Here is a 22559-nt window from a genome sequence, read left to right on the forward strand (position 1 = left end):
TGTCACGGGGAAGCGATCGTCGTCCCGGCCTGCGCAAACGCCCGCGCATCAGCGCAGGGCGGCAGCCGGGCCGGTAATTCGCTGGGGCGGAACGAGGAGCGGAGCGGACATCAGCGGCTTCTAGCAAAGCGCACTCAGGGAAGAAAGGCCGGTGTCTTCGCCAGAATGTCGCGCGCGCTCGCACTGTCGGCATCCATCTGGGCGATCAGCGCTTCAAGAGAGTCGAACTTCGCCTCGCCACGCAGCCAGGCGACGAAGGCGACATCGACGGTCTTGCCGTAGAGATCGCCGGAGAAGTCGAAGACGAAGGTTTCGAGCCGGGGCGCGCCATCGTCGAAGGTCGGGCGGCTGCCAAAGCTGGCGACGCCATCGCGCCAGACACCGTCGATCCTCATCCGGACCGCATAGATGCCGAAGCGCAGGCGGCAATCGCGGGCCAGATGCATGTTGGCGGTGGGATAGCCGAGATCGCGGCCACGCTTGTCGCCATGGGCGACCTCGCCGCGCACGAACCAGGGCCGGCCGAGCAATGCAGCGGCGTGGCCGACGTCGCCGGCTTCGAGCGCGGCGCGCACCAGGGTCGAGGAAACGGCCTCACCCTGGAAGGTAAAGGGCGGCACGACGGCAACGGGCACGCCGACATGGCCGGCGCGGGCCTGCAGCATCTCAGGCGAGCCGGTGCGGCCCTTGCCGAAATGGAAATCATAACCGCAGACGAGACCAGCAGCGCCGAGCTGACCGAGCAACAGGTCGTCGACGAAGGCCTCCGCCGGAATGCCGGCGATCGCGCGATCGAAGGGGATGATGAAGCTGGGTGAAAGCCCGAGGCCGGCGAGCAGCGCGACCTTGATCGGCTCCGGCGTCAGGCGGAACACCGGCTGCTCCGGCCGGAAGACGGTGCGCGGATGCGGCTCGAAGGTCAGCGCCGCGGCCTGCGCCCCCTGCGCTGCCGCCATCACGCCGGCGACGCGCGCCAGCTCGGCATGGCCGCGATGGACGCCGTCAAAATTGCCGAGCGCCAGCACCCGGGCGCGCAGCTCGGCCGGCACCGGCTTGCCGGGATCGAGGATAAAGACGGGCTGCGCATCGGGTCGCGGCGCGTCGGGGGATGAGGTCATGGAACGCAGGGTCGGCGCCGGGAAGCCCCGGCTAGCGCCGTGTTTGGCCCCAAGCGGCGGGGAGCGTCAAGGGTAGGTAGCCCTCCCCCCGCTTGCGGTGGGGAGGGTTGGGTGGGGGGCAGTGCCGCTCGGCGCAGGACTGGGGGAAAGTCAGAGCCATGCTTTCCGGCCCCCATCCCTAACCCTTCCCCACCGCAAGCGGGGGAAGGGAATTCAGCCCTTTGCCGCCGTACGCGGCAACGCCACCCAGGCCTCGCCTTCGAGCACGGCCTTGCCGTCGACCAGGCATTCGCAGAACAGCCGGGCGCGGCGGCGCTCCGCTACGAGTTCCACCACCTCGACCTGGGCCGTGACGACGTCGCCGATCTTCACCGGCGCGAGGAAATTGAGAGTCTGCGAGAGATAGACCGCGCCCGGCCCGGGCAGGCGCGTGCCGAGCAGCGCCGAGACCAGGCTTGCCGTCAGCATGCCGTGGGCGATGCGCTGGCCGAATTTGGTCGAGGCGGCATAGCGGTCGCAGAGATGGATCGGGTTGGCGTCTCCCGAGAGATCGGCGAACAGCGAGACGTCGCGCTCCATGACGGTGCGCATCAGGCTCTCGCGCTGGCCGACGACCAGGTCCTCGAAGGCATGGACTTGATAGAGCGTGCTCGCCATCATCGGTCAGCTCTCGCAACTGCAGCACGGCGAAAGGCCGTCCGCATCCGGAATCGATCAGCAAGCGTCTCACACCTCGCTGCACTGCACCATTGAACTTTGGTGCCTGTTGGGTGGTTCCGCCCTCCCCCAAAGGTCGTATGCCGCAAGGTCACTCCGCGACCGGGTTAACGGCTTTGAAACGTCGCCCGCCTATCACAGTTGACCAAAGGTCGCCTCTCTGCGAGAGCGGCCCGCGTCGGTATCGTCCGGCGCTGCGGACTACTTGCTTGGAGCGCCGTCATGGCTGTCGATCCGTCAATGCCGATCCTGGTGGTGGACGACTATCAGACGATGGTGCGGATCATCCGTAACCTCCTGAAGCAGCTCGGATTCGAGAATGTCGACGACGCCTCCGACGGCACCGCCGCGATCGCCAAGATGCGCGACAAGAAATACGGGCTGGTGATCTCGGACTGGAACATGGAGCCGATGACCGGCTACGAGCTGCTGCGCCAGGTCCGCAACGAGGACGCCATCTCCGAGACGCCGTTCATCATGGTCACGGCGGAATCGAAGACCGAGAACGTCATCGCCGCCAAGAAGGCCGGCGTGAACAACTATATCGTCAAGCCGTTCAACGCGCAGACGCTGAAATCGAAGATCGAGGCGGCCTGCGCCGCCTGAGCTATCGGCTGCGCGCCGATTCTCCATCTTTCCTTCACCGTCTTTCCGGGGCAGGCCGCAGGCCTGAGCCCGGAATCCATGAACACTGGACTTGATCAAGGAGTCGCACGCATCGACGCGCCTTCGCGAAACCCCACTGTGTTCATGGATTCCGGGTTCGCTGCTACGCAGCGCCCCGGAATGACGGAGTGGTTCCTATCGCCCCCTCACCAGGCCAGATGCGGCATGGCGTAATCGGGCCGGTGGCTCTGCCGCCCGAACCAGCCCTGCAGCGCTTCCTCCGACAAGCCCGCCATCTCACCGGCATGGATGCCGGCCACGCACATCAGCGAATCGAGCCCATACCCGACCGCACCGGCGATGTCGGTGCGAATCGCGTCGCCGACCGCCAGGATGCGCGCCTTCTCGACCGTCTCGCCGCGCAGCTCCTGGCCGAGGCGGATGGCGAGATCGTAGATCGGCGCGTGCGGCTTGCCGGCATAGATCGCCTTGCCGCCGAGCTTCTCGTAAGCCACAGCCAGTGAACCGGCGCAGGGCACGATGCGCCCGCCGCGATCGACGACGAGGTCCGGATTGGCGCAGATCAGCGTCAGGTCGCGGCGCGCGAAATCGGCGAGCTGATCGGCATGGGTCTCGGCGGTCTCGGTCTCGTCGTCGAACAGGCCGGTGCAGACGATATAATGCCCCTCGGCAGGGCCGACGCGCGGCGCATCGAGCCCGGCCATGAGCGGCAGGTCACGCGACGGGCCGAGATGATAAAGCGGCTCGCCGGCACGATGGGCGATCAGATCGCGCGCGACATCGCCCGAGGTGACGATCGCATCGAAGGTATCGCCGGGGACACCGAGCTTGCCGAGCTGGACGGCGATCTCCGAACGCGGGCGCGGGGCATTCGAGACCAGAACAACCGTAACGCCGGCCGCCCGCATCCTTGCCAGGGCATCACAGGCCGCAGCGAAGGGCGCAACGCCGTTATGGACCACGCCCCAGATATCGCAGAGGCAAAGCTCGTATTGGCCGATGACGGGCGCAACCCCGGACAGAAGGCGGGTCGATGACGGCACGGGCGAAGGGCTCCTAGCAAACAGGCGCGGCCTGTTTACGCGGCTTCGCCGGATCGGGCCAGCGCTTCCGTCCTCAGCGAGGGTTCAAGCGGTGGCGCGGCGCAGGATATCGCGGAAGGGAACGCGCTTCACGGCAGGCGGCGTCGCCATGGCGGGATGCTCCACCACCTCGGCGGAAGCGGGCGGCGCCAAAGCGACCGCAGGCGTGGGAATTGCGGCAGGAGCCGCCTCCGGCTGCGGCTCGGCGAAGACTTCAGGCCTGACCGGACGCGGCGGCGAGAAGACGATGCCTTGGCCAAAGCCGATGCCGAGGTCGAGCATATCGGCGACCATCGGATCGTCCTCGACCTCCTCGGCCACGAGCTGGATCGAGCCGCGCGCAAGCTGGGTGGCGAGATCGCCCACGGCGATATCGACGAGCTTGCTGCCACGCGCCTCTGCCAGCAGCAGCGCGGCCGAAGCCTTGACGAAGCGCACGCCGCGATCATGCAGCGAAACCGGGTCGAAGCGCAGGTCCGAGACATGGTCGAGCGCGAAGCGCACGCCGCCCGCCGACATGGCGCCGAGCAGGCCGAGGCTCGCCGGCTCCAGCGACCTGAACACCCGCTGCGGCACCTCGATGACGAGATTGCCGATATGATCGTGGTATTTTTCCAGGATGCGCGACAACGCCGCCAGCGCCCGTGACGAATTCCAGGTCGCCGCGCTGAAATTGCAGGAGACGAAGAGCTCGCCCGGCTTGCTGCCGAGATGACGGGCGATGGCCAGGGCCCGCGTCAGGACGAGCGCATCGAGGGTCGGGCCGAAGCCGCGTTCCTCGATCGTGGTCAGGAATTCCGAGGGCAGCAGCAGCGTCTTCTCGTCGAGCCGGAGCCTGACCAGCGCTTCGTAGCCACGCGTGCGGCGCTGCGGCAGGCTGACGATCGGCTGGAGATGGACCTCGACCTGTCCCTTCGCCAGCGCCTCGCTGATCAAGGCGGCACGCTCCTCGGCGGCGCGAAGCTGCGCTATCTCGCCGGGATCCTGCCGGCTCGCGGTCAGGGGCTCCGGAACGCGGGGCTCGGTGCGTTCGGGCGCGAACGCCGCGAGGCGCGCCGGCTGTGGCTGCGGATTGGCGAGCCGCCCCTCGATCCGGCTGAGCTGATCGTCATGCTCGCCGAGCGTCGTCGCGACCTGTTGCAGGAGGTCGCCGAGCAGGCCGACCTCGGCCGTCAGCTCGTTGAGCATCGCCTTGGCCGGTGCCGCATCAGCCTCGGCCATCGGCAACTGGTCGAAACGCTTCGCCATCGCGTCGACGCGAATGGTGTTGGTGGCGAGGCGGACCTTGACCTCGCCGATCGCCGCGAGCAGCTGCTCGCGCTCGCGCGCCGAGTTACGGCGTGCCAGAGCCGCGGCGCCGGCAAGACCGAGCCCTGCGCTCAGGAGGCCGATCGCATTGGCGAGATTCCCCGGCAGCAGCAGCATAGCGGCAGCGCCCAGCGAAAAGCCGGCGACGCCGCTGGCGGCCGGAGAGAGAGCGCTGAGGCGGATGCGAGCCAAGGGCTGAAATCGCGCAAGGGGTTGAGAGGGAACGCGACGCTACGAATCAGCTGTGACGAATGCAGAATAGCGGCCTGATTCAGCGACTGCGAGGCCCTTCGCCAAATCTTGCGGGAGCATCCGGAGAAGCACACAGGAACCGGCGCTAATGCGGCTGCAATCCGACCTGCCCGATGGCAGTGAGAATGCGGTCGCTGGCAGCCGGGGAAAACCCTTTGCGGGTCAGATAGAGCCGCGCATCGAGGGCAAACAGCGGTTCGACCTGCCCAAGCAAGCGCAGCACCTCCGCCAGATCGACACGATCGCCGGCGGCGGCGCTCGCCACGGCGCGCCCGATCAAGCCGAGTGGGGTCTCGTCCGACTTGATCAAGGCAGCCTGGGTCTCGGCCAGCTTGCCGGCGCCGGTCAGATGCGCGGCCAGGAACAGATAGATATCGTACCAGGACGGACGGCCACTGCTCAGGGCGACGGCACGCTCGAGCAGCGGCAACCCTTCTGCCGCGCGATCGAGCTGGACATAACGCGCTCCGAGATCGGCCATGATATCGGGATCGTAAGGGTTGCGCGTCAAAGCCTCCTGGCCTGACTTGAGCGCCTCTTCCGTCATGCCGCGCAGGAACTGCGCCTCCATCATCGCCTGGTGCGCGCGCGCACTCACCGGTGCCAGCCGCACGGCATTGACCGCGGCGGCGAGAAGGCGATCGAGTGGCGAGCCGGCGCGGACGTTCAGGCCGGAGGCGTATTCGTCCGCGGTGAGCAGGGCCAGATGCGACCAGGCCGGATGGAACTCGGGATCGCGGGCGATAAGCGCATCGAGGCAATTCCGGGCGGAAAGATGCTCTTCGGCTTTCATGTGCCGGCGGACGTTGAGCGCCTGATAGATGCAGCCGGTCGCGGGCGGCAGCGTGGCTAGCCTGAGGTCTGCATGCAGGATGCCGAAGGGCTGGACCAGCCGGATCGCCAGCCGTTGCGCCATGTCGCGCAGCTCCGAACCGTCGCCGAGTGCGGCAAGGCTGCGCTCGCCGGACGTCGTCCAGACGATGCGGCCGTCCTTCGCGGCACTGAGCCGCACGAAGCCCTCGACCTTGTCGCCGGCCCGCGCGGTGTTGAGGGTGAGGACGTAATCGGCTCCCTCCTCCGGTCGCAGCGCCGTGCCTGGCGTCTTGACCACGAGCAAATCGTCGAAACGGGCCATGGTATCGACGAGATGGCGCATGAACAGCCGCGCCGCATCCTCGATCGCGGGATCGGCGGTATCACCGGCGACGACAACGGCGACCACTGGCAGGCTCGCCGCCGCCGTGACCGGCTTGGCTGCGGTCTCCGGCGCCATTTGCTCCGGCGTGGCCGACAAGGCGGGCCGTGATGCGGGCGCATCCGCCTTCGACATTGTCGTGCCGGGCTCCGACCCGCTGCGCGAGACATGCCAGGCGGCAAGCGCGATCAGAGCCGCCAGCAGCGCAGTCGAGCCGGCGGCATAGAGCCGGAACCGCGTCGGTGCAGCAGCCGGCATCGCGGCCCGCCCGGCATCCGACGCCGGCGCGGCCAACTCCGGCTCGGACGCGGCAAGCCGCGTAAAGCTCGGCACATAGGCTCCGACCGGGATAGCGATCCGGACTGGATCGCGCACGCCGTCAGCCGCGAAATAAAGGTTGAGCGCCTTGCGCAGCCGCCCCGCCTCGACGCGGACGATCGGATCGGATTGCGGATCGAAATCGGCGGAGCGGCCGAACGCCTCGACGGCGATGGTATAGCCTTTCAGCTCGCCGGCCCGGCCGGCCAGCGCCTGCTCGACGACGTAGCTCAGGAAGGCGGTCAACTGCGGCGTGCTGCGGAAGATATCCGACGCGAGGATGCGATCGAGCTGCGCACGGATCTCCTCCGTCGCGATGGGCTCGTTGCCGTCCGGACCAGCGACATCCTCGGCCATCGGGGCGTAGTCCAGTGTTACCCCCTTATCGAGCCTACGCCACAAACGACGTTACGTCATCTTGCACCAGCGACGGGCCGCCGCCCACCGGACGCAGGCATGCCCCGAGCCGATGCGGATTTACAGCCCCGACCGCGCTGCTAGGTTGAGGAAGCTTTAAAAAACTAAATGGGACCGGATCATGACCTCTGCGCCGCGCGCGATCAGTTCGCCGAACGATCTCGAAGCCTACTGGATGCCGTTCACGGCGAACCGGTCGTTCAAGCAGAACCCGCGCATGGTCGCCCGGGCCGAGGGCATGTTCTACTACACCCCCGAGGGCAAGCCGGTGATGGACGGCACGGCCGGGCTCTGGTGCTGCAATGCCGGGCATGCGCGCGAGCCGATCATCGAGGCGATCCAGGCGCAGGCGCGCGAGCTCGACTACGCCCCGTCCTTCCAATACGGCCACCCTAAGGTCTTCGCCGCTGCCGCCCGCATCGCGGCGCTGGCGCCGGGCGATCTCGACCATGTCTTTTTCGCCGGCTCGGGCTCGGAGGCGGCCGACTCGGCGCTGAAGATCGCCCTCGCCTACTGGAACGTCTCGGGCAAGGGCTCGAAGACCCGGCTGATCGGCCGCGAGCGCGGCTATCACGGCGTCGGCTTCGGCGGGATCTCGGTCGGCGGCATGGTCAACAACCGCAAGTTCTTCGGCGGACTTTTGACCGGCACCGACCATATCTCGCACACCTATGACCGCGAGAAGCAGGCCTTCAGCAAGGGCGAGCCGGAATACGGTGCGCATTTCGCCGACGATCTGGAACGCGTCGTCGCGCTGCACGACGCCTCGACCATCGCCGCCGTGATCGTCGAGCCGATGGCGGGCTCGACAGGGGCGCTGCCGCCGCCGAAGGGCTATCTCAAGCGCCTGCGCGAGATCTGCGACAAGCACGGCATCCTGCTGATCTTCGACGAGGTCATCACCGGCTTCGGCCGCCTCGGCTTCGCCTTCGCCGCCGAGCGCTACGGCGTCATCCCGGACATGATCACCTTCGCCAAGGGCGTGACCTCGGGCACGGTGCCGATGGGCGGCGTGATCGTGCGCAAGCACATCTACGACGCCTTCATGGGCGGGCCGGACAACGTCATCGAGCTGTTCCACGGCTACACCTATTCCGGCCATCCGCTGGCGGCTGCGGCCTGCCTGGCGGCGCTCGACATTTATCGCGAAGAGGGCCTGTTCGAGCGCGCCCGGGCGATGGAGGATAGCTGGGCCGATGCGGTGATGAGCCTGAAGGGCGAGCCCAACGTCGTCGATATCCGCACGCTCGGCCTGGTCGGTGCCGTCGATCTCGCGCCGCGGGCGGATGGCGTCGGCAAGCGCGCCTTCGAGGCGATGGACCGCCTCTTCCGCGATGAGGGCCTGATGGTCCGCACCGCCGCCGACACGATCGCCTTCTCGCCGCCGCTGATCATCACGGAGAGCCAGGTCGAGGAACTGATCGAGAAGCTCAGGCGGGTGATCCGGGCGGTGGCGAACTGACGGCGCTTCACGGCCACCTGCGTCATGGTCGGGCTTGTCCCGACCATCCACGCCTTTGGCTAGCCTCTGCGTCGTAAAACGGCACGAGGCCGAGCATAACGGCGGAGCAGTTGATTGGTGACAACAGACAGTCGGATGTAGCAGTCTGAATTGAATGGCAAAGGCTGTTTTCACCACTCGCGTATCGCCGTCCTATAAGGACGTCCCAGAACACTACTATCATTTTGGGCGGACCTATCTGAGACAGGCGGAAGCCGCTGTCGGCGACATGGTGATTTACTATGAGCCGCGCCGCACCGGCTTGAGCAATGGCAAGGGACAAGGCCGGCAAGCCTATTTTGCGATAGCCACTGTTTTGCGGATTAGACCTGACCCGGAACTCGCAGACCATTTCTACGCCGATGTCGAAAACTATCTCGATTTTGACCGACCTGTTCCATTTAGATTGGGCGACACGTTTCTTGAGAGCGCGCTTCAACGCGAAGGCGGCCAGACGAGCAAGGGAGCGTTTGGGCGGTCTGTTCGAGTGCTGCCAGAGCATGAGTTCGCCGCAATATGCTCAGCGGGCTACCCCGCTACGGCACAGGGCGAGTTCACGCCAATCAGGGCGCCCGAATTCGGTTTCGCCGAAAGCGACCAAACGCCCTACGAGCGCCCAATCGTTCAGACGTTGATCAGCCGCCCGTTTCGTGAGGAAAGCTTTCGGCGTCATGTCCGCGCAGCTTACGATAACCGCTGCGCTGTCACTGGCCTAAGACTCATTAACGGCGGCGGGCGTCCCGAGGTTCAAGCGGCGCACATCATGCCGGTAGCGTCCCACGGGCCTGACTCTGTCCGGAATGGGTTAGCGTTGTCAGGAACAGTCCATTGGCTGTTCGATCGCGGCTTGATTTCGATAGCAGACGATCTTTCGCTCATCGCGCCAGTCAAGCTCATACCGGACGCTCTCGGAGGCTTGGTTCAACACGGTCGCCCGCTATTCACGCCGCGCGACAAGGCCGCCCTGCCCCATCGTTCATTCATCGAGCATCATCGCAATCACGTATTCAAGGGTTGAGGCGCGCGCTTCACCCATCCCAGTCCGGGTTGACCAAGCCCGTTACTCGTCCCTCGGCAAGTGCTGCCTGTCGCTCCGCACGTGATAGGTTCCCGTAGAACCATCCTTCGGCGCTTGCACGCTTCATTCTCTCTACGAACAGCCCAGCGCTCATCATAGAAGAGCCAGCATCAACCCTGCTCGCGGCTTCAAGGGTGTGGAGGTAGTGGTCGTCCGCTGTCTTCTCTGCGGGGACAAGCGACTTTACCCCCACGCGCTCGGGAATGAAGAACTCGCCATCGGAGAGAAAATCCTGCACCGCCGAAATCGTAAAATCGCCTTCCAAGACGAATGAACCAAATTCTTTGTAATTCGATGCATCGCGATACATGTATTCGACCAGCGTTTTCATGGCGCTCCCTCGCCTTCATCACTCGTAAAGTAAGACCAGTGAAGCCCCACGCCTGTCAGGAGAGCGATCGCTCGCGAAATCAGCGGCGCAATGCGGCCGTGTTCAAGGCGTGGATGCTCGCCACAAGGGCGAGCATGACGAGCTTAGACGATCGCGGGAGAGAGGAATCTACCCCCGCCGCAGCTTGTTGTAGCGGGCGATCAGCCTGTCGCGCTTGAGGCGGGACAGGCGGTCGATCCAGAAGACGCCGTCGAGCTGGTCGATCTCGTGCTGATGGCAGATGGCGAGCAGGCCGTCGGCGTCCTCGCTCTGCTCCACCCCTTCGAGATCCTGATAGCGCACGCGGATGCGGGCATGGCGTTCGAGCTCGTCGGTGACGCCCGGCATCGAGACGCTGCCCTCGGTGTGGCGGATGGTTTCGCGCGAGACCTGGTCCAGCTCCGGATTGACATAAATGCGGGCTTCACCGGGCGAGAGTTCCAGCACCACGAGCCGCGAGAGCACGCCGATATGCGGCGCGGTGATGCCGATGCCTGGCGCCGCCCGCATCGTCTCGAGCAGATCGTCGGCGAGCGCACGCAGATCCGCGTCGAAGCGCATGACCGGCGCGGCTGGCAGCCGCAGCCGGGGATCGGGGAAGGCGATGATCGGCCGGACAGCCAAGGCGCCGGCCGCGGCTAGGCCGCGGCCTTCTTCCCGGCGCTGCCGTAGAAGCTCTCGCCGGTCTTGGCCATGCGCTTCAGCAGCCGGTTCGGCTTGAAGCGCTCGCCGTGCTTCTTCGCCAAGCTCTCGCAGAGCTTCACGAAGGCGGCCGCGCCCATATTGTCGATGTAGGAGAGCGTGCCGCCGCTATAGGGCGCGAAGCCGAAACCGATGATCGAGCCGACATCGGCCTCGCGCGGATCGGTGACGACGCCTTCCTCATAGGTCTTGGCGGCCTCCAGCGCCTGGGTGACCAGGAGCCGGTGCTTCAGCTCTTCCATGTCGACCAGCTCGGGCTCGAGCTTGTTCTTGATGAGCTCGGCAAGGCCGGGCCAGAGCCGCTTGGGACCGGCTTCCGGATAGTCGTAGAAGCCCTTCCTGTTCTTGCGGCCAAGGCGGCCGTGCTTCTCGACCATCTCGGCGAGGAGCTTCTCCTGCGCCGGATCGACGGCGGCTTCGCCGAGCTGGGCCTTGGTCGCCTTCAACACCTTGTAGGCGAGATCGACTGCGACCTCGTCGTTGAGCGACAGCGGGCCGACCGGCATGCCGGCCTGCTTGCCGGCGGCCTCGATCATCGCCGGCGGCACGCCTTCCATCAGCATGAGGTGCCCCTCGCGGATGTAGTTGCCGACACAGCGATTGGCGTAGAAGCCTCTGACGTCGTTGACGACGATCGGCGTCTTCCTGATGGCGCGGACGAAGTCGAGCGCCATGGCGAGCGCCTTCTTGCCGGTCTTCTTGGCCATGATGATCTCGACCAGCAGCATCTTCTCGACCGGCGAGAAGAAATGGATGCCGATGAAGTTCTTCGGCCGCTCGCTGTGCTCGGCGAGGCCGGTGATCGGCAGCGTCGAGGTGTTGGAACCGAAGATGGTCTTGGGTCCGACCACGGCCTCGACCTTGGCGATGACCTCGGCCTTGACCTTGGGATCCTCGAACACTGCCTCGACGATCAGGTCGCAGCCCTTGAGGTCGGCATAGTCGGCCGAGGCCTTGATGCGGCCGAGCAGCGCGTCGCGATCGGCGGTCTTGGCACGGCCCTTGGTGATCTGGTCGGTGACCAGCTTGTGCGAATAGGCCTTGCCCTTCTCGGCCGCCTCGAGGTCCTTGTCGACGAGGACGACCTCGATGCCGGCATTGGCGGTGACATAGGCGATGCCGGCGCCCATGAAGCCGGCGCCGATGACACCGACCTTCTTCAGCTTCGAGGCCGGCACGTCGGCCGGGCGGCGGGCGCCCTTGTTGAGCTCCTGCATCGAGACGAAGAGCGAGCGGATCATCGAGGCCGCCTCCTTCGTCCGCAGGATCTTGGCGAAGTAGCGGCTCTCGACCCTGAGGGCGAGGTCGATCGGCAGCTGCAGTCCCTCGTAGACCGCGCTCAGGATGGCGCGAGCGGCCGGATAGTTGTCGTTGGTCTCGCGGCGATAGATCGCGCTGGCCGGCGGCCAGATCTGCATGCCGGCCGGGGAGTGCACCTTGTTGGAGGGCAGCTTGAACTTCGGATCGTCCCAGAGCGCCTTGGCCTGCGGATTGGCCCTGAGCCATTCCTTGGCGGCGGCGACGATCTGGTCACGCGGCACGACCGCATGGACGAGGCCGGAATTGCGGGCCGGCAGCGCCTTGATCTGCTCGCCCTTGAACATCATCTGCAGCGCGTCGCCGGTCTGCATCAGGCGCGAGACGCGCTGGGTGCCACCGGCGCCCGGGAACAGGCCGACCTTGATCTCGGGCAGGCCGACGCGGGTCGAGGCATCGTCCGAGACGACGCGCAGCTGGCAGGAGAGCGCGAGCTCGAAGGCGCCGCCGAGACAGACGCCATGGATCGCCGCCGCGAACGGCTTCCCGCAGGTTTCGAGCTTGCGGTAGAGCAACGAGAGCTTGCGGCTCTCGTCGAAGAAGCGCTGCATCGCGACCTGCTCGCCCTGCTCCTTGGCGAGCTTGACGTAGAGGTCACGCAGGCCCTGCAGCATGGTGAGGTCGGCACCTCCGGAGAACGCTTCCTTGCCGGAGACGATGACGCAGCCCTTGATGGCTTCGTCGCCCGCGACCTTGTCGACGACCTGGTCGAGTTCGGCCATCACCTCGGGGGTGATGACGTTCATCGAGCGGCCGGGCATGTCCCAGGTCAGGGTACTGATGCCGTCGGCATCGGTCTCGAAGCGGAAATTGGTGAGGTTCATTTCAAATCCTCCCTCGTCATTCCGGGGCCGAGCGAAGCGAGGAGCCCGGAACCCATGAACGCGACATTCGGTGAATGGCTTACTGCGGCTGCCGCTGCGTCTCTTCTGCATCGGCCTGTGGTCATGGGTTCCGGGCTCGGCCCTTTCGGGCCGCCCCGGAATGACGGCGGTGCTAGACCCGTTCGATGATCGTCGCGACGCCCATGCCGACGGCGACGCAGAGCGTGACCAGCGCGACCTGCTTGTTGGTGCGCTCGAGCTCGTCGAGCACGGTGCCCAGGATCATCGCGCCGGTGGCGCCGAGCGGGTGGCCCATGGCGATGGCGCCGCCGTTGACGTTAAGCACGGCGTCGTCGATGTCGAAGGCCTGCTGGTAGCGCAGCACGACCGAGGAGAAGGCCTCGTTCAGCTCGAACAGGTCGATGTCCCTGGTCGTCATGCCCGCCTTCTTGAGGACAAGCTCGGTGACGTCGACCGGGCCGGTCAGCATCAGCGCGAGATCGGAGCCGATGGTGGCGAAGGCGCGGATGCGGGCGCGAGGCTTCAGGCCAGACGCCTTGCCGGCCTTCTTCGAGCCGACCAGCACGGCCGCAGCGCCGTCGACGATGCCAGAGGAGTTGCCGGCATGGTGGACGTGGTTGACGAACTCGACATCCGGATGCGCCGCGGTCGCGACCGCATCGAAGCCGCCCATCTCGCCCATCTGGACGAAGGAGGCCTTGAGCGAGGCCAGCGCCTGCATGTCGGTGTTCGGGCGGATGGTCTCGTCGCGGTCGAGCAGGATCAAGCCGTTGACGTCGGTGACCGGGATCACCGAATTCTTGAACCGCCCGTCCTGCCATGCGGCTGCAGCGCGCTTGTGCGAGCGCACGGCATAGGCGTCGACATCGTCGCGCGAGAAGCCGTATTTCGTCGCAATCAGGTCGGCCGAGACGCCCTGCGGCATGAAATAGGTGTCGATCGCGACAGACGGGTCGACCGCGATACCGAAGCCCGAGGCGCCCATGCCGATGCGGGACATGCTCTCGACGCCGCCGCCGATCGCCATCTCCTTCTGGCCGGACATGACCTGCGCCGCGGCGAGATTCACCGCGTCGAGGCCGGAGGCGCAGAAGCGGTTGATCTGGACACCTGGCACTTCCTTGCCGTAGCCGGCTTTCAGCGCGACGGTGCGGGCGATGTCGGCGCCGGCCTCGCCGACAGGATCGACGCAGCCGAAGACGACGTCCTCGACCAGTTTGGTGTCGAGATTGTTGCGCTCCTTGATGGCGCGCAGGGTCTGCGTGCCCAATTCGATCGCAGTGACTTCGTGGAGCGAACCGTCGGCCTTGCCCTTGCCGCGCGGCGTCCGGACGTGATCGTAGATGAAGGCGTCAGCCATCAAGGCCTCCCATGTGGACTTTTGCGTGCAGCCTAGCCGTCATTGCGAGCGAAGCGAAGCAATCCAGATCGTAGAGCTCTGCCGCTCCTGGATTGCTTCGTCGGCTTCGCCTCCTCGCAATGACGGTGCTCAGAACAGTTCCGGCGCGAGCGCCATGGTCGAATCCGCCCCCGTGGTGATCCGCGCCAGATGGGCAGCGGTCTCGGGCAGCGAGCGCTCCATGAAGAAGCGCGCGGTGACGAGCTTGGCGTTCATGCGCTCAGCCTGGCCATTGGCGCCGGCCTTGAGCTTGTCCTGTGCGACCTTGGCCATCTTCGCCCACATATAGCCGAGCGAGACCAGGCCGAGCAGGTGCATATAGTCATGCGCGCCGGCGCCGGCATTGTCCGGCTTGGCGAGGGCGTTCTGCATGAACCACATCGTCGCCTGCTGGAGATGGCCGAGCGAGACCGCGAGCGAAACCAGCAGCGGCTTCAATGCCTCGTCGGCTTCGTTCTCCTTCACGAAGGCGCCGACCTCGTTGAAGAAGGCCATGATGGCGCGGCCGCCGTCACGGCCGAGCTTGCGGCCGACCAGGTCCATCGCCTGCACGCCGTTGGCGCCCTCGTAGATCATGGCGATGCGGGCATCGCGAACGAACTGCTCCATGCCGTGCTCAGCGATGTAGCCATGGCCGCCATACATCTGCTGGGCCTTCACCGCATTGTCGAAGCCGACATCGGTGAGCACGCCCTTGAGCACCGGCGTCATCAGGCCGAGCTGGTCGTCGGCGGCCTGGCGCTCGGCAGCATCGGTCGAGCGGTGGGCGACGTCCGACTTGATCGCGTTCCAGAGCACGAAGGCGCGCGCCGCCTCGTTGAAGGCCTTGATCGACATCAGCGTGCGGCGCACGTCGGGATGGACGATGATCGGGTCGGCGGCCTTGTCGGGGCTCTTGGCGCCGGTCAGCGCGCGGCCTTGCAGGCGGTCCTTGGCGTAGACGACGGCGTTCTGGTAGGCGACCTCGGACTGGGCCAGCCCCTGGATCGCGACGCCGAGGCGGGCCTCGTTCATCATCACGAACATGGCGTTGAGGCCCTTGTTCTCGGTCCCGACCAGCCAGCCCTTGGCTCCGTCATAGTTCATGACGCAGGTCGAGTTGCCGTGAATGCCCATCTTGTGCTCGATCGAGCCGCAGGAGACGTGGTTGTTCGCGCCGACCGAGCCGTCGGCGCCGACCTCGTTCCGCGGCACGACGAAGAGCGAGATGCCCTTGACGCCCTGCGGCGCGCCCTCGATACGGGCGAGCACGAGGTGGACGATGTTCTCGGTGATGTCCTGCTCGCCGGCCGAGATGAAGATCTTGGTACCGGTGATCGCATAGGAGCCGTCGCTGTTCGGCACGGCCTTGGTCTTGATCAGGCCGAGATCGGTGCCGCAATGCGGCTCGGTCAGGTTCATCGTGCCCGACCAGGTACCTTCGGCCATCTTCGGCAGATAGGTGCGCTTCACTTCATCGGAGCCGTGGACATAGAGCGCCGCCATCGCGCCCATGGTCAGGCCGGGATACATCGCGAAGGCCATGTTCGCCGAGGAGGAGAACTCGTTCATGATGGCGCCGAGCGTATAGGGCAGCCCCTGGCCGCCATATTCGGGATCCATGGCGAGCCCAACCCAACCGCCGGCGGCATAAGCCTCATAGGCCTGCTTGAAGCCCTTCGGCGTCGTCACCGAGCCGTCGTCGTTGCGCTTGCAGCCTTCCTTGTCGCCGGAATGGTTGAGCGGCTGCAGCACCTCCTCGCAGAGCTTTGCGCCCTCGCCGAGCACGGCCTCGACCAGATCCGGTGTCGCCTCGGCGAAGCCCGGGAGGTTGTTGTAGCGCTCGAACTGGAAGACGTCGTTGAGCAGGAACAGCGTGTCTTCGACGGGTGCCTTGTAAACCGGCATCGCATCCCTCCCTGGCGTTTTGACAACGATCTTGGACGAAGCTTGCCGGCTCTATATGACAGCGGCGCCTCGGAATAGTTCATATATAAACTATCTGGTCGCAGCTTGCCAAGGGGCCACGCCAATTTTTTCGCCCGGACAGCGCTGCCTGGAGAGATTGGCGCGAGCAGCGACAGGCTTGCAAACGAAAAATGCCCCGAACCGACTAGGGTTCAGGGCATCGTGATCTAGCGGGATGGGCCGGCCGAGGACCGGACCGCCTCAGGCGTCGAGGCGCGCGAGGGTCGTCTCGAGCTCGGCGATGGCGGCCTCGATCTCGGTGCGCTGGCTGCGCAGCAATTCGAGCTGCTCGGCGATCTGGCCGCGGCTGAGCTGCAGGCCACCGACCGACGCGGACGGCTCCTTGCCCTTGGTCTCCTTGCCTTCCTCATTGGCCAGCATGGCGCGGATCTCGACCAGGGTGAAGCCGAGCTGCTTGCCCTTGAGGATGAGCGCGAGGCGGGCGCGGTCGCGGCCGGAATAGATCCGGGTCAGGCCGGAGCGCGCCGGCGCGAGCAGGCCGCGCGATTCATAGAAGCGCAATGTACGCAGGGTCACGCCGAACTCGCGGGCGAGGTCGCTGATGGTGAAGCCACCGGCGTCGGTGTCGTTCGTCGTCTGGGGGGAGGCGGAGCGGCCGTCGTGACTCGGTGTGGCCGCCAGAGCTGAGCCTTGGCGCGGCATATCTGATCCTTGCGGGTTGCGGGGCGGAGCTGCCTGACCCATCGGAAGGCACTCCTGCGTTGCCGGCAATGTAGGGGCGCGGCTCCCTTACGTCACGTTATCCGCCTCCGGCTCGGGGTAAGTTACGGTTATGCCCCCCCAATAGCGCGCAGCTCAGGAGCTGTCGTGGCGCAAGTTTGGACAAAATTAACGTCCGCCCCGCCGATCTTAACGCTCTGTTTACCGTGACTGCGAAAAGTCGTTCCCGCGATCTCCGGTGTCGGCCGCATCAACCCGATGTTCATGAATGCCGAGTTCGCAGGGGCGCCGCCGTATGAGGGGGCAGCGCGCCCGCTAAGCAAAGACCTGCCCCTCGAGGCGAACGTGACATGGCGACCAGCCTGCCCTGGAGCGTCAAGGGCGTCGACCCGCGCACACGCGATGCGGCGAAGACTGCTGCTCGCCGGGCCGGGATGACGCTCGGCGAATGGCTCGACAGCAAAATTCTTGAAGAGGCCGGTGAGCCGGTCGGCGCTGCCAACCACGCCGAAGAGCAGGACATCGTCGCGCTGTCGGAACGCCTGGCCCGTCTCTCCCAGGGCGGGATGCAGACCGCTGCCGCTCCCCAGCCGACCGCCGCCAGGCCCGAGATCACGCGCGACCGCATGGACGCGTTCATCACCCAGGCGGCGATGGCAGAGCGCCTGACCCGCGACAGCAATGCCAGGACGGCAAGCGCCCTCGACTCGATCGCCAAATGGATGGAGCGCACCGAAAGCCGTCTGTCGCACGGCGAACGCGCCACGGTGGAGCGGCAGGAACGCACCACCTCCGTGATCGCCGATTCGATCAAGGCGATGAGCGAGCGCCTCGTCGAGATGGAACGCCGGGCCGAGGAGGCGAGCCGCCGGCCGGTCGCGCAGCCGCCGCGTCCGGTGCTGAGCCGCGACGGCCTGGCCGCCGCCGTTTCCGATATCCGCTCGCGCCAGCGTACCCTTGACGGCGATACACGCGTTGCCGCCTTCGAGCGGCCGAGCGCTGCGCCATCGCTCGGGAACCTGCGCGACGACCTGCGCCAGCTCAGCGACCGGATCGCCCCGGCCCCGCAGCCCGCGCCGCGCGCCGAAGACCAGCGCGGCGTTTATCGGCCGCTGGAGCGCGCAATCGGCGAGCTCGGGGCCCGGCTCGATCGCTTCGACGGGCGTGACCGGCTCGATCCCGTCCTCAAGCCCTTGGCGCGGATCGAAGCCGAGATCGGCCGTCTCGCCGAGTCCCGTTCGGGCGAGAGCTACAACCGCTTCGAGCTGGAGATCGCCCATCTCGCCGCCAAGGTCGATGCGCTCGCGACGCGCGGCGGCGACCACCAGTCGGCCGCGCGGATCCTGCGCGAGATCGCCGAACTGCGCGACGTCGTCTCGGCGACAGACGGGCGGCGGCTCGACGACCTCTCGCTTCAGCTCAATGCCCTGACGTCAGATGTCGGCCGCCTGCGCGAGGACACCCGCGACCTGCATGGCCTGTCGTTGGCGATCGAGGATGTCCGCGAGACCTTGCATGCCGACCGCCTGCGCGAGCGGGCCGGCGACAGCGGGCCGCTGCTGGCCCTGTCGCGCCAGGTCGAGGCGCTCGCCCAGAAGATCGATTCCCTGCCGGCGATGAAGACCTCCGTCATCGACGGCCAGGTCGACCAGCTGATCGCCCGCCTCGGCGAGCTCGACGCCAGTGGGCGCCCGGCGTCCAATGAGCTGGCCGAGCGCATCGAAGCCCTGGTGGTCAAACTCGAACACCTGACCGACAGGCCCCCGAGCCGGCTCGATGAGCGGATCGAGGCGCTGACCAGCCGCGTCGAGCAGCTCGCTGCCTCGAGCACCCTCGCCCATATGGTCGACGACGGCGGCACCCCGCTGGCGCGGGTCGATATGCGGCCGGTCGAGGAGATGCTGCGCGGCCTTGCCACCAAGATCGACGAGGCCGGCCGGCCGGGAGCCGGTTCGGATTCCTTCGATGCGCTGGAACAGCAGATCGCTGGCCTGACGCGGCGGCTCGACGAGCAGGCGGCGACGCGCACGGCCGAAAGCGGCATCGAGCGGACGCTGCAGGACCTCGTCGTCCATCTGCAAGGCATGCGCGAGGACACCGCCGTCACCGCCGAGCGGGCTGCGCGAGCCGCGATGGCCGATATGGCACCGCCCCGCCTGTCCGAGCTCAGCGATCTCATGACCGGCCTGCGCGAGACCCATGTCTCGGCCGGACGCGAGACCCAGGATGCGATCGGCGCCGTTCACCGGACGCTGGAGACCATCATCGGCCGCCTTGGCGACCTCGAATCCGAGCTCGGCGTCGACCGCGGCCGGCGTGGCAGCGCTCCAGCGCCGCGGGCTCAGGCTGCCATCGAGGCCGAAGATGCCAGGGCGCCTGCCCTCACCGCTCCGATGATGGCCGAGCGCTTCGCCGCCGAGCCGCGGCTGCCGCGCACCGGCGGGCACGACCTGCCGCTGGAGCCCGGCTCCGGCCGGCCGCGCCCCGATGCGCCAGCCCCGCAGGCCAATGATCCCCAGGCCGTGCGTCAGAGCCTGATCGCCGCAGCACGGCGCTCGGCCAAGGCCGCCAGCGAGGCGGCTTCCGCCAATCCGGCCGCCGCGGCCGAGACGACCAAGCCCGGCAAGCCCACCTCCCGCGGGCGTCTCAAGGAGATCATGGAGAAGCGCCGGCGGCCCCTGCTGCTCGGCCTCGCTGCACTCGTGCTCGCGATCGGCGCCGCGCAGGTCTTCTCCGGTGTCCAGCAGGGCGCCAAGAAGCAGGCGGCGAACGAGAGCATCCAGACCGCCCCCTCCCAGACCGCCCCCTCCAAGGCCGCGCCCGCCGAGACGCCGGCGATCCAGCCGACGCCGCAGTCCGCCCCGATCGAGCCGCCGCCGCCGGCAAAGGACCAGAATTCCGCCCTGCCCCCGCTGCAGATCGGCACGACACCGGCACAGGCCGCCGCGTTCGCGCCTGTCCCGACCTTGCCAGCAGCGAGCCCAGAGGCACCGGCGGCCGCAGTGCCCTCGCTGGTCGCCGCATTGCCCCTGCAGAGCCTGTCCGAGGCGACCGAGACCGTCACCGGCATCGGCGACCTGCCGGCGGCGCTCGGCAGCGCCGGCCTGCGCAAGGCAGCGCTCGCAGGCGATGCGCGCGCCGTCTACCAGCTCGCCGCCCAGGCGGCAGACGGCCCGACCAATCGCGACCCGAAGCTGGCGCTGCGCCTGTTCGAGCGCGCGGCCGTCGCCGGCCTCACGCCGGCCCAGTTCCGCCTCGGCAACATGTTCGAGAAGGGCATCGGCACCAATCGCGACCCGGCTCTCGCCAAGGTCTGGTATGGCCGCGCCGCCGAGCGCGGCAACGCCAAGGCGATGCATAATCTCGCGGTGCTCTACGCCGAGGGCGCCGGCGGCAAGCCGGACTATGCCACGGCGACCGAATGGTTCCGCCGCGCCGCCGAGCACGGCGTGCGCGACAGCCAGTACAATCTCGCCATCCTGCTCGGCCGCGGCCTTGGCGCGCCCGCCGATCTCGGCCAGTCCTATCGCTGGTTCGCGATCGCCGCCGCCCAGGGCGACGAGGATGCGGGGCGCAAGCGCGACGAAGTGGCGGGCCGGCTGTCTGCGAGCGATCTTGCCGCGGCCAAGGCAGCGACAGAGAGCTGGAAAGCCAAGCCGCTGGAGGCGAACGCCAACGAGGTGACGCCGCCGGCAAAGGGCTGGGACGAGCAGCCAGTCGCCGCCAAGAAGCCGGCAAAGCCCGGTCGCGGCTGAGCCGTCGCGGCGCAAGCCGTTCGGCAGGCGCCCGAGAGGCCCTCAGAGCTGCACAAATTGAAAAGGTTTCGGCTGTAGCGTCACGATCTCGACGCTGCAGCACGTTCCGTTCGGCCTGAATTCGCGCCGGCACGGCGGAGCGGGCACGTTCTCGTCGCAAAAGTGGTGTCCACTTCTGCGGACCATGCCCGGCGTGAAGGCGTCGACGGCGGACGGGGTTTGGAAGAGTGCAGATCTATCTCCCGATCGCGGAACTGCCGATCAGCGTTTTCCTCGTCCTTGGTCTGAGCGGCGCGGTCGGCTTCATCTCGGGTCTGTTCGGCGTCGGCGGCGGCTTCCTTTTGACGCCATTGCTGATCTTCCTCGACATCCCCCCGGCGGTCGCGGTCGCGACCGTGGCGGCCCAGGTCGCCGGCTCGTCGATGACCGGCGTTTTGACCTATTGGCGGCGCAATGCGCTCGACTTCAAGCTCGGCGGCATCCTGGTCACAGGTGGTCTCTTCGGCACGATCCTGGGCGTGCTGTTCTTCAACTCGATGCGGCGCCTCGGCCAGCTCGAACTGGTCATTACCCTGTCCTATGTCACGCTCTTCACCTTGATCGGCGGGCTGATGCTGTTCGATGCGGTCCGCGCCGCGATGCGCGACCGGGCCGGCAAGCCGGCCCGTCTGCGCCGCGAGGGCGGCTCGCACCCGCCCTGGATGGGGCTGCCGCTGCGGATGCGTTTCCCGCGCTCGCAGCTCTATGCCAGCGCGATCCCGATCGCGGGCCTCGCCGTCATCATCGGCTTCATCGGCGCCGTGCTCGGCGTCGGTGGCGGCTTCATGCTGGTACCGGCGCTGATCTATTTCTTCCGGATTCCGCCAGCCGTGGTGGTCGGCACCTCGCTGTTCCAGATCCTGGTCACCATGTCAGGCGCGACAGTGCTGCACGCGGTCACCAACCAGTCGGTAGACATCATCCTCGCCATGCTGCTGCTGGTCGGCGGCGTCATCGGCGCGCAGTTCGGCGGCCGGGCCGCACGCAACCTCAACGTCTCATCGTTCCGGCTGCTGCTGGCACTGCTGATCCTCTCGGTCGGCCTACGCTTTGGGGTCGAGCTCTTCCTGCCGCCGAATGAGCCCTATTCGGTGGTCGTGCCGGAAGGAGCGCAGCGATGAGACGCGCGGCGCTCGCTTTGGCTGCAGCCTGCCTGGCGGTGCTCGCCAGCGTGCCGTCGAAGGCCGAGACCTTGATCGCGGCCCTGTCGACCCACCGGATCGCTATCGCCTCCAATTTCACCGGAGACCAGCTCGCGGTATTCGGCCTGGTCGAGCGCGATGGCCGCTCGGTGGCACGCGCCGACCCCCACGACATCGTCGTCACGGTGCGCGGACCGCAGCGCATGCTGATCGTGCGCGAGAAGGAGCGCGTCGGGCCGATCTGGATCAATCGCAGCCAGCGGCGCTTCCCGGACCGCTCGATCTATCTCTCCGTCGCGACGAACCGGCCGATCAAGGAGATCCTGTCGGAGGACGCTGCGCGGCGCGACCGGATCGGCCTCGCCAACGCGCAGCGCTCGCAAGCCGGCTTCGATTTCGACTTCGACATCGGCCGCTATCGCGACGCGCTGATTCGAACCCTCCAGGGCAGGCAGCTTTACTTGCTCGACGAGCGCGGCGTCACCTTCCTGTCGCCGGCCCTGTTCAGCTCGCAGATCAAGATCCCGGCGACCGCGCCGACCGGTCCTTACGAGGTCGAGGTCCTGCTCTATGCCGGCGGTTCGGTGCTGGCGCGCCAGACCACCAATTTCGAGGTGGTGAAGACCGGCGCGGAACAGAGCATGGCGGCGGCGGCGCATGAGCGGCCGTTCCTCTATGGCCTGGCGACGGCTGTCCTCGCGCTGCTGTTCGGCTGGCTGGCTACGGTGATCTTCCGGCGCGATTGAGTT

17 protein-coding genes are annotated in these 22559 nt (G+C 66.9%); 6 read left to right on the forward strand and 11 right to left on the reverse strand.

Annotated elements, in window-relative coordinates; all coding sequences use genetic code 11:
• Window positions 1-134 precede the first annotated feature (134 nt).
• Window positions 135-1118 carry a bifunctional riboflavin kinase/FAD synthetase gene (locus ACSQ24_RS20130; protein WP_436096392.1) on the reverse strand — a complete coding sequence of 328 codons (984 nt, stop codon included), beginning with the start codon at window positions 1116-1118 and terminating at the stop codon, window positions 135-137.
• Between the two features lie 213 nt (window positions 1119-1331).
• Complete coding sequence (locus tag ACSQ24_RS20135; RefSeq protein ID WP_436096393.1) at window positions 1332-1778, reverse strand: MaoC family dehydratase; 447 nt, start codon at window positions 1776-1778, stop codon at window positions 1332-1334.
• 279 nt (window positions 1779-2057) lie between these two features.
• Here ACSQ24_RS20135 and ACSQ24_RS20140 point away from each other — a divergent pair, with 279 nt between their 5' ends.
• A complete protein-coding gene (locus tag ACSQ24_RS20140) occupies window positions 2058-2441 on the forward strand; it encodes a response regulator (RefSeq protein ID WP_126113555.1) in 384 nt (127 codons plus the stop codon).
• Window positions 2442-2647: 206 nt separating this feature from the next.
• Here the strand turns inward: ACSQ24_RS20140 and ACSQ24_RS20145 are convergent, their stop codons facing one another.
• From ACSQ24_RS20145 to ACSQ24_RS20155, 3 genes are all read right to left on the reverse strand, one after another.
• Window positions 2648-3505: a TIGR01459 family HAD-type hydrolase gene (locus ACSQ24_RS20145; RefSeq protein ID WP_436096394.1), complete on the reverse strand. Its 858-nt coding sequence runs from the start codon at window positions 3503-3505 to the stop codon at window positions 2648-2650.
• An 84-nt stretch (window positions 3506-3589) separates the two neighbouring features.
• The gene (locus tag ACSQ24_RS20150) at window positions 3590-5044 is read right to left on the reverse strand and encodes an EAL domain-containing protein (RefSeq protein WP_436096395.1); all 1455 of its coding nucleotides are present in this window, start codon (window positions 5042-5044) and stop codon (window positions 3590-3592) included.
• A gap of 145 nt (window positions 5045-5189) precedes the next feature.
• Window positions 5190-6974 carry a hypothetical protein gene (locus ACSQ24_RS20155; RefSeq protein ID WP_436096396.1) on the reverse strand — a complete coding sequence of 595 codons (1785 nt, stop codon included), beginning with the start codon at window positions 6972-6974 and terminating at the stop codon, window positions 5190-5192.
• A 181-nt stretch (window positions 6975-7155) separates the two neighbouring features.
• On the opposite strand from ACSQ24_RS20155, the gene ACSQ24_RS20160 reads away from it, so the two are divergent.
• Together ACSQ24_RS20160 and ACSQ24_RS20165 are read left to right on the forward strand one after the other, a co-directional pair.
• Window positions 7156-8496 carry an aspartate aminotransferase family protein gene (locus tag ACSQ24_RS20160; RefSeq protein ID WP_436096397.1) on the forward strand — a complete coding sequence of 447 codons (1341 nt, stop codon included), beginning with the start codon at window positions 7156-7158 and terminating at the stop codon, window positions 8494-8496.
• 154 nt (window positions 8497-8650) lie between these two features.
• A complete protein-coding gene (locus tag ACSQ24_RS20165; RefSeq protein WP_436096398.1) occupies window positions 8651-9553 on the forward strand; it encodes an HNH endonuclease in 903 nt (300 codons plus the stop codon).
• Between the two features lie 10 nt (window positions 9554-9563).
• Here the strand turns inward: ACSQ24_RS20165 and ACSQ24_RS20170 are convergent, their stop codons facing one another.
• The 6 genes from ACSQ24_RS20170 to ACSQ24_RS20195 form a co-directional block, all read right to left on the reverse strand.
• A complete protein-coding gene (locus ACSQ24_RS20170) occupies window positions 9564-9944 on the reverse strand; it encodes a hypothetical protein (protein WP_436096399.1) in 381 nt (126 codons plus the stop codon).
• Window positions 9945-10112: 168 nt separating this feature from the next.
• Window positions 10113-10607 carry a peptide deformylase gene (locus ACSQ24_RS20175; protein WP_436096400.1) on the reverse strand — a complete coding sequence of 165 codons (495 nt, stop codon included), beginning with the start codon at window positions 10605-10607 and terminating at the stop codon, window positions 10113-10115.
• Window positions 10608-10621: 14 nt separating this feature from the next.
• Window positions 10622-12826 (reverse strand): 3-hydroxyacyl-CoA dehydrogenase NAD-binding domain-containing protein, encoded by a 2205-nt coding sequence (locus tag ACSQ24_RS20180; RefSeq protein ID WP_436096401.1) that lies wholly within the window; start codon window positions 12824-12826, stop codon window positions 10622-10624.
• Window positions 12827-12998: 172 nt separating this feature from the next.
• Window positions 12999-14207 carry an acetyl-CoA C-acetyltransferase gene (locus ACSQ24_RS20185; RefSeq protein WP_436096402.1) on the reverse strand — a complete coding sequence of 403 codons (1209 nt, stop codon included), beginning with the start codon at window positions 14205-14207 and terminating at the stop codon, window positions 12999-13001.
• 129 nt (window positions 14208-14336) lie between these two features.
• Window positions 14337-16133, reverse strand: a complete 1797-nt coding sequence (locus ACSQ24_RS20190) for an acyl-CoA dehydrogenase C-terminal domain-containing protein (RefSeq protein ID WP_436096403.1) — start codon at window positions 16131-16133, stop codon at window positions 14337-14339.
• A gap of 261 nt (window positions 16134-16394) precedes the next feature.
• On the reverse strand, window positions 16395-16856 hold the full coding sequence (locus ACSQ24_RS20195) for a MerR family transcriptional regulator (RefSeq protein ID WP_436096404.1): 462 nt from the start codon (window positions 16854-16856) through the stop codon (window positions 16395-16397).
• A gap of 368 nt (window positions 16857-17224) precedes the next feature.
• On the opposite strand from ACSQ24_RS20195, the gene ACSQ24_RS20200 reads away from it, so the two are divergent.
• The 3 genes from ACSQ24_RS20200 to ACSQ24_RS20210 all read left to right on the forward strand — a co-directional run bounded on the left by ACSQ24_RS20200 (window position 17225) and on the right by ACSQ24_RS20210 (window position 22556).
• Window positions 17225-20629 (forward strand): hypothetical protein, encoded by a 3405-nt coding sequence (locus ACSQ24_RS20200; protein ID WP_436096405.1) that lies wholly within the window; start codon window positions 17225-17227, stop codon window positions 20627-20629.
• Between the two features lie 227 nt (window positions 20630-20856).
• The gene (locus ACSQ24_RS20205) at window positions 20857-21789 is read left to right on the forward strand and encodes a sulfite exporter TauE/SafE family protein (protein WP_436096406.1); all 933 of its coding nucleotides are present in this window, start codon (window positions 20857-20859) and stop codon (window positions 21787-21789) included.
• On the forward strand, window positions 21786-22556 hold the full coding sequence (locus ACSQ24_RS20210) for a TIGR02186 family protein (protein ID WP_436096407.1): 771 nt from the start codon (window positions 21786-21788) through the stop codon (window positions 22554-22556). The genes ACSQ24_RS20205 and ACSQ24_RS20210 overlap by 4 nt, the downstream gene beginning before the upstream one ends.
• Window positions 22557-22559 lie beyond the last annotated feature (3 nt).

This window comes from Allobosea sp. LjRoot237 (assembly GCF_964253285.1).
Classification (GTDB): domain Bacteria; phylum Pseudomonadota; class Alphaproteobacteria; order Rhizobiales; family Beijerinckiaceae; genus Allobosea.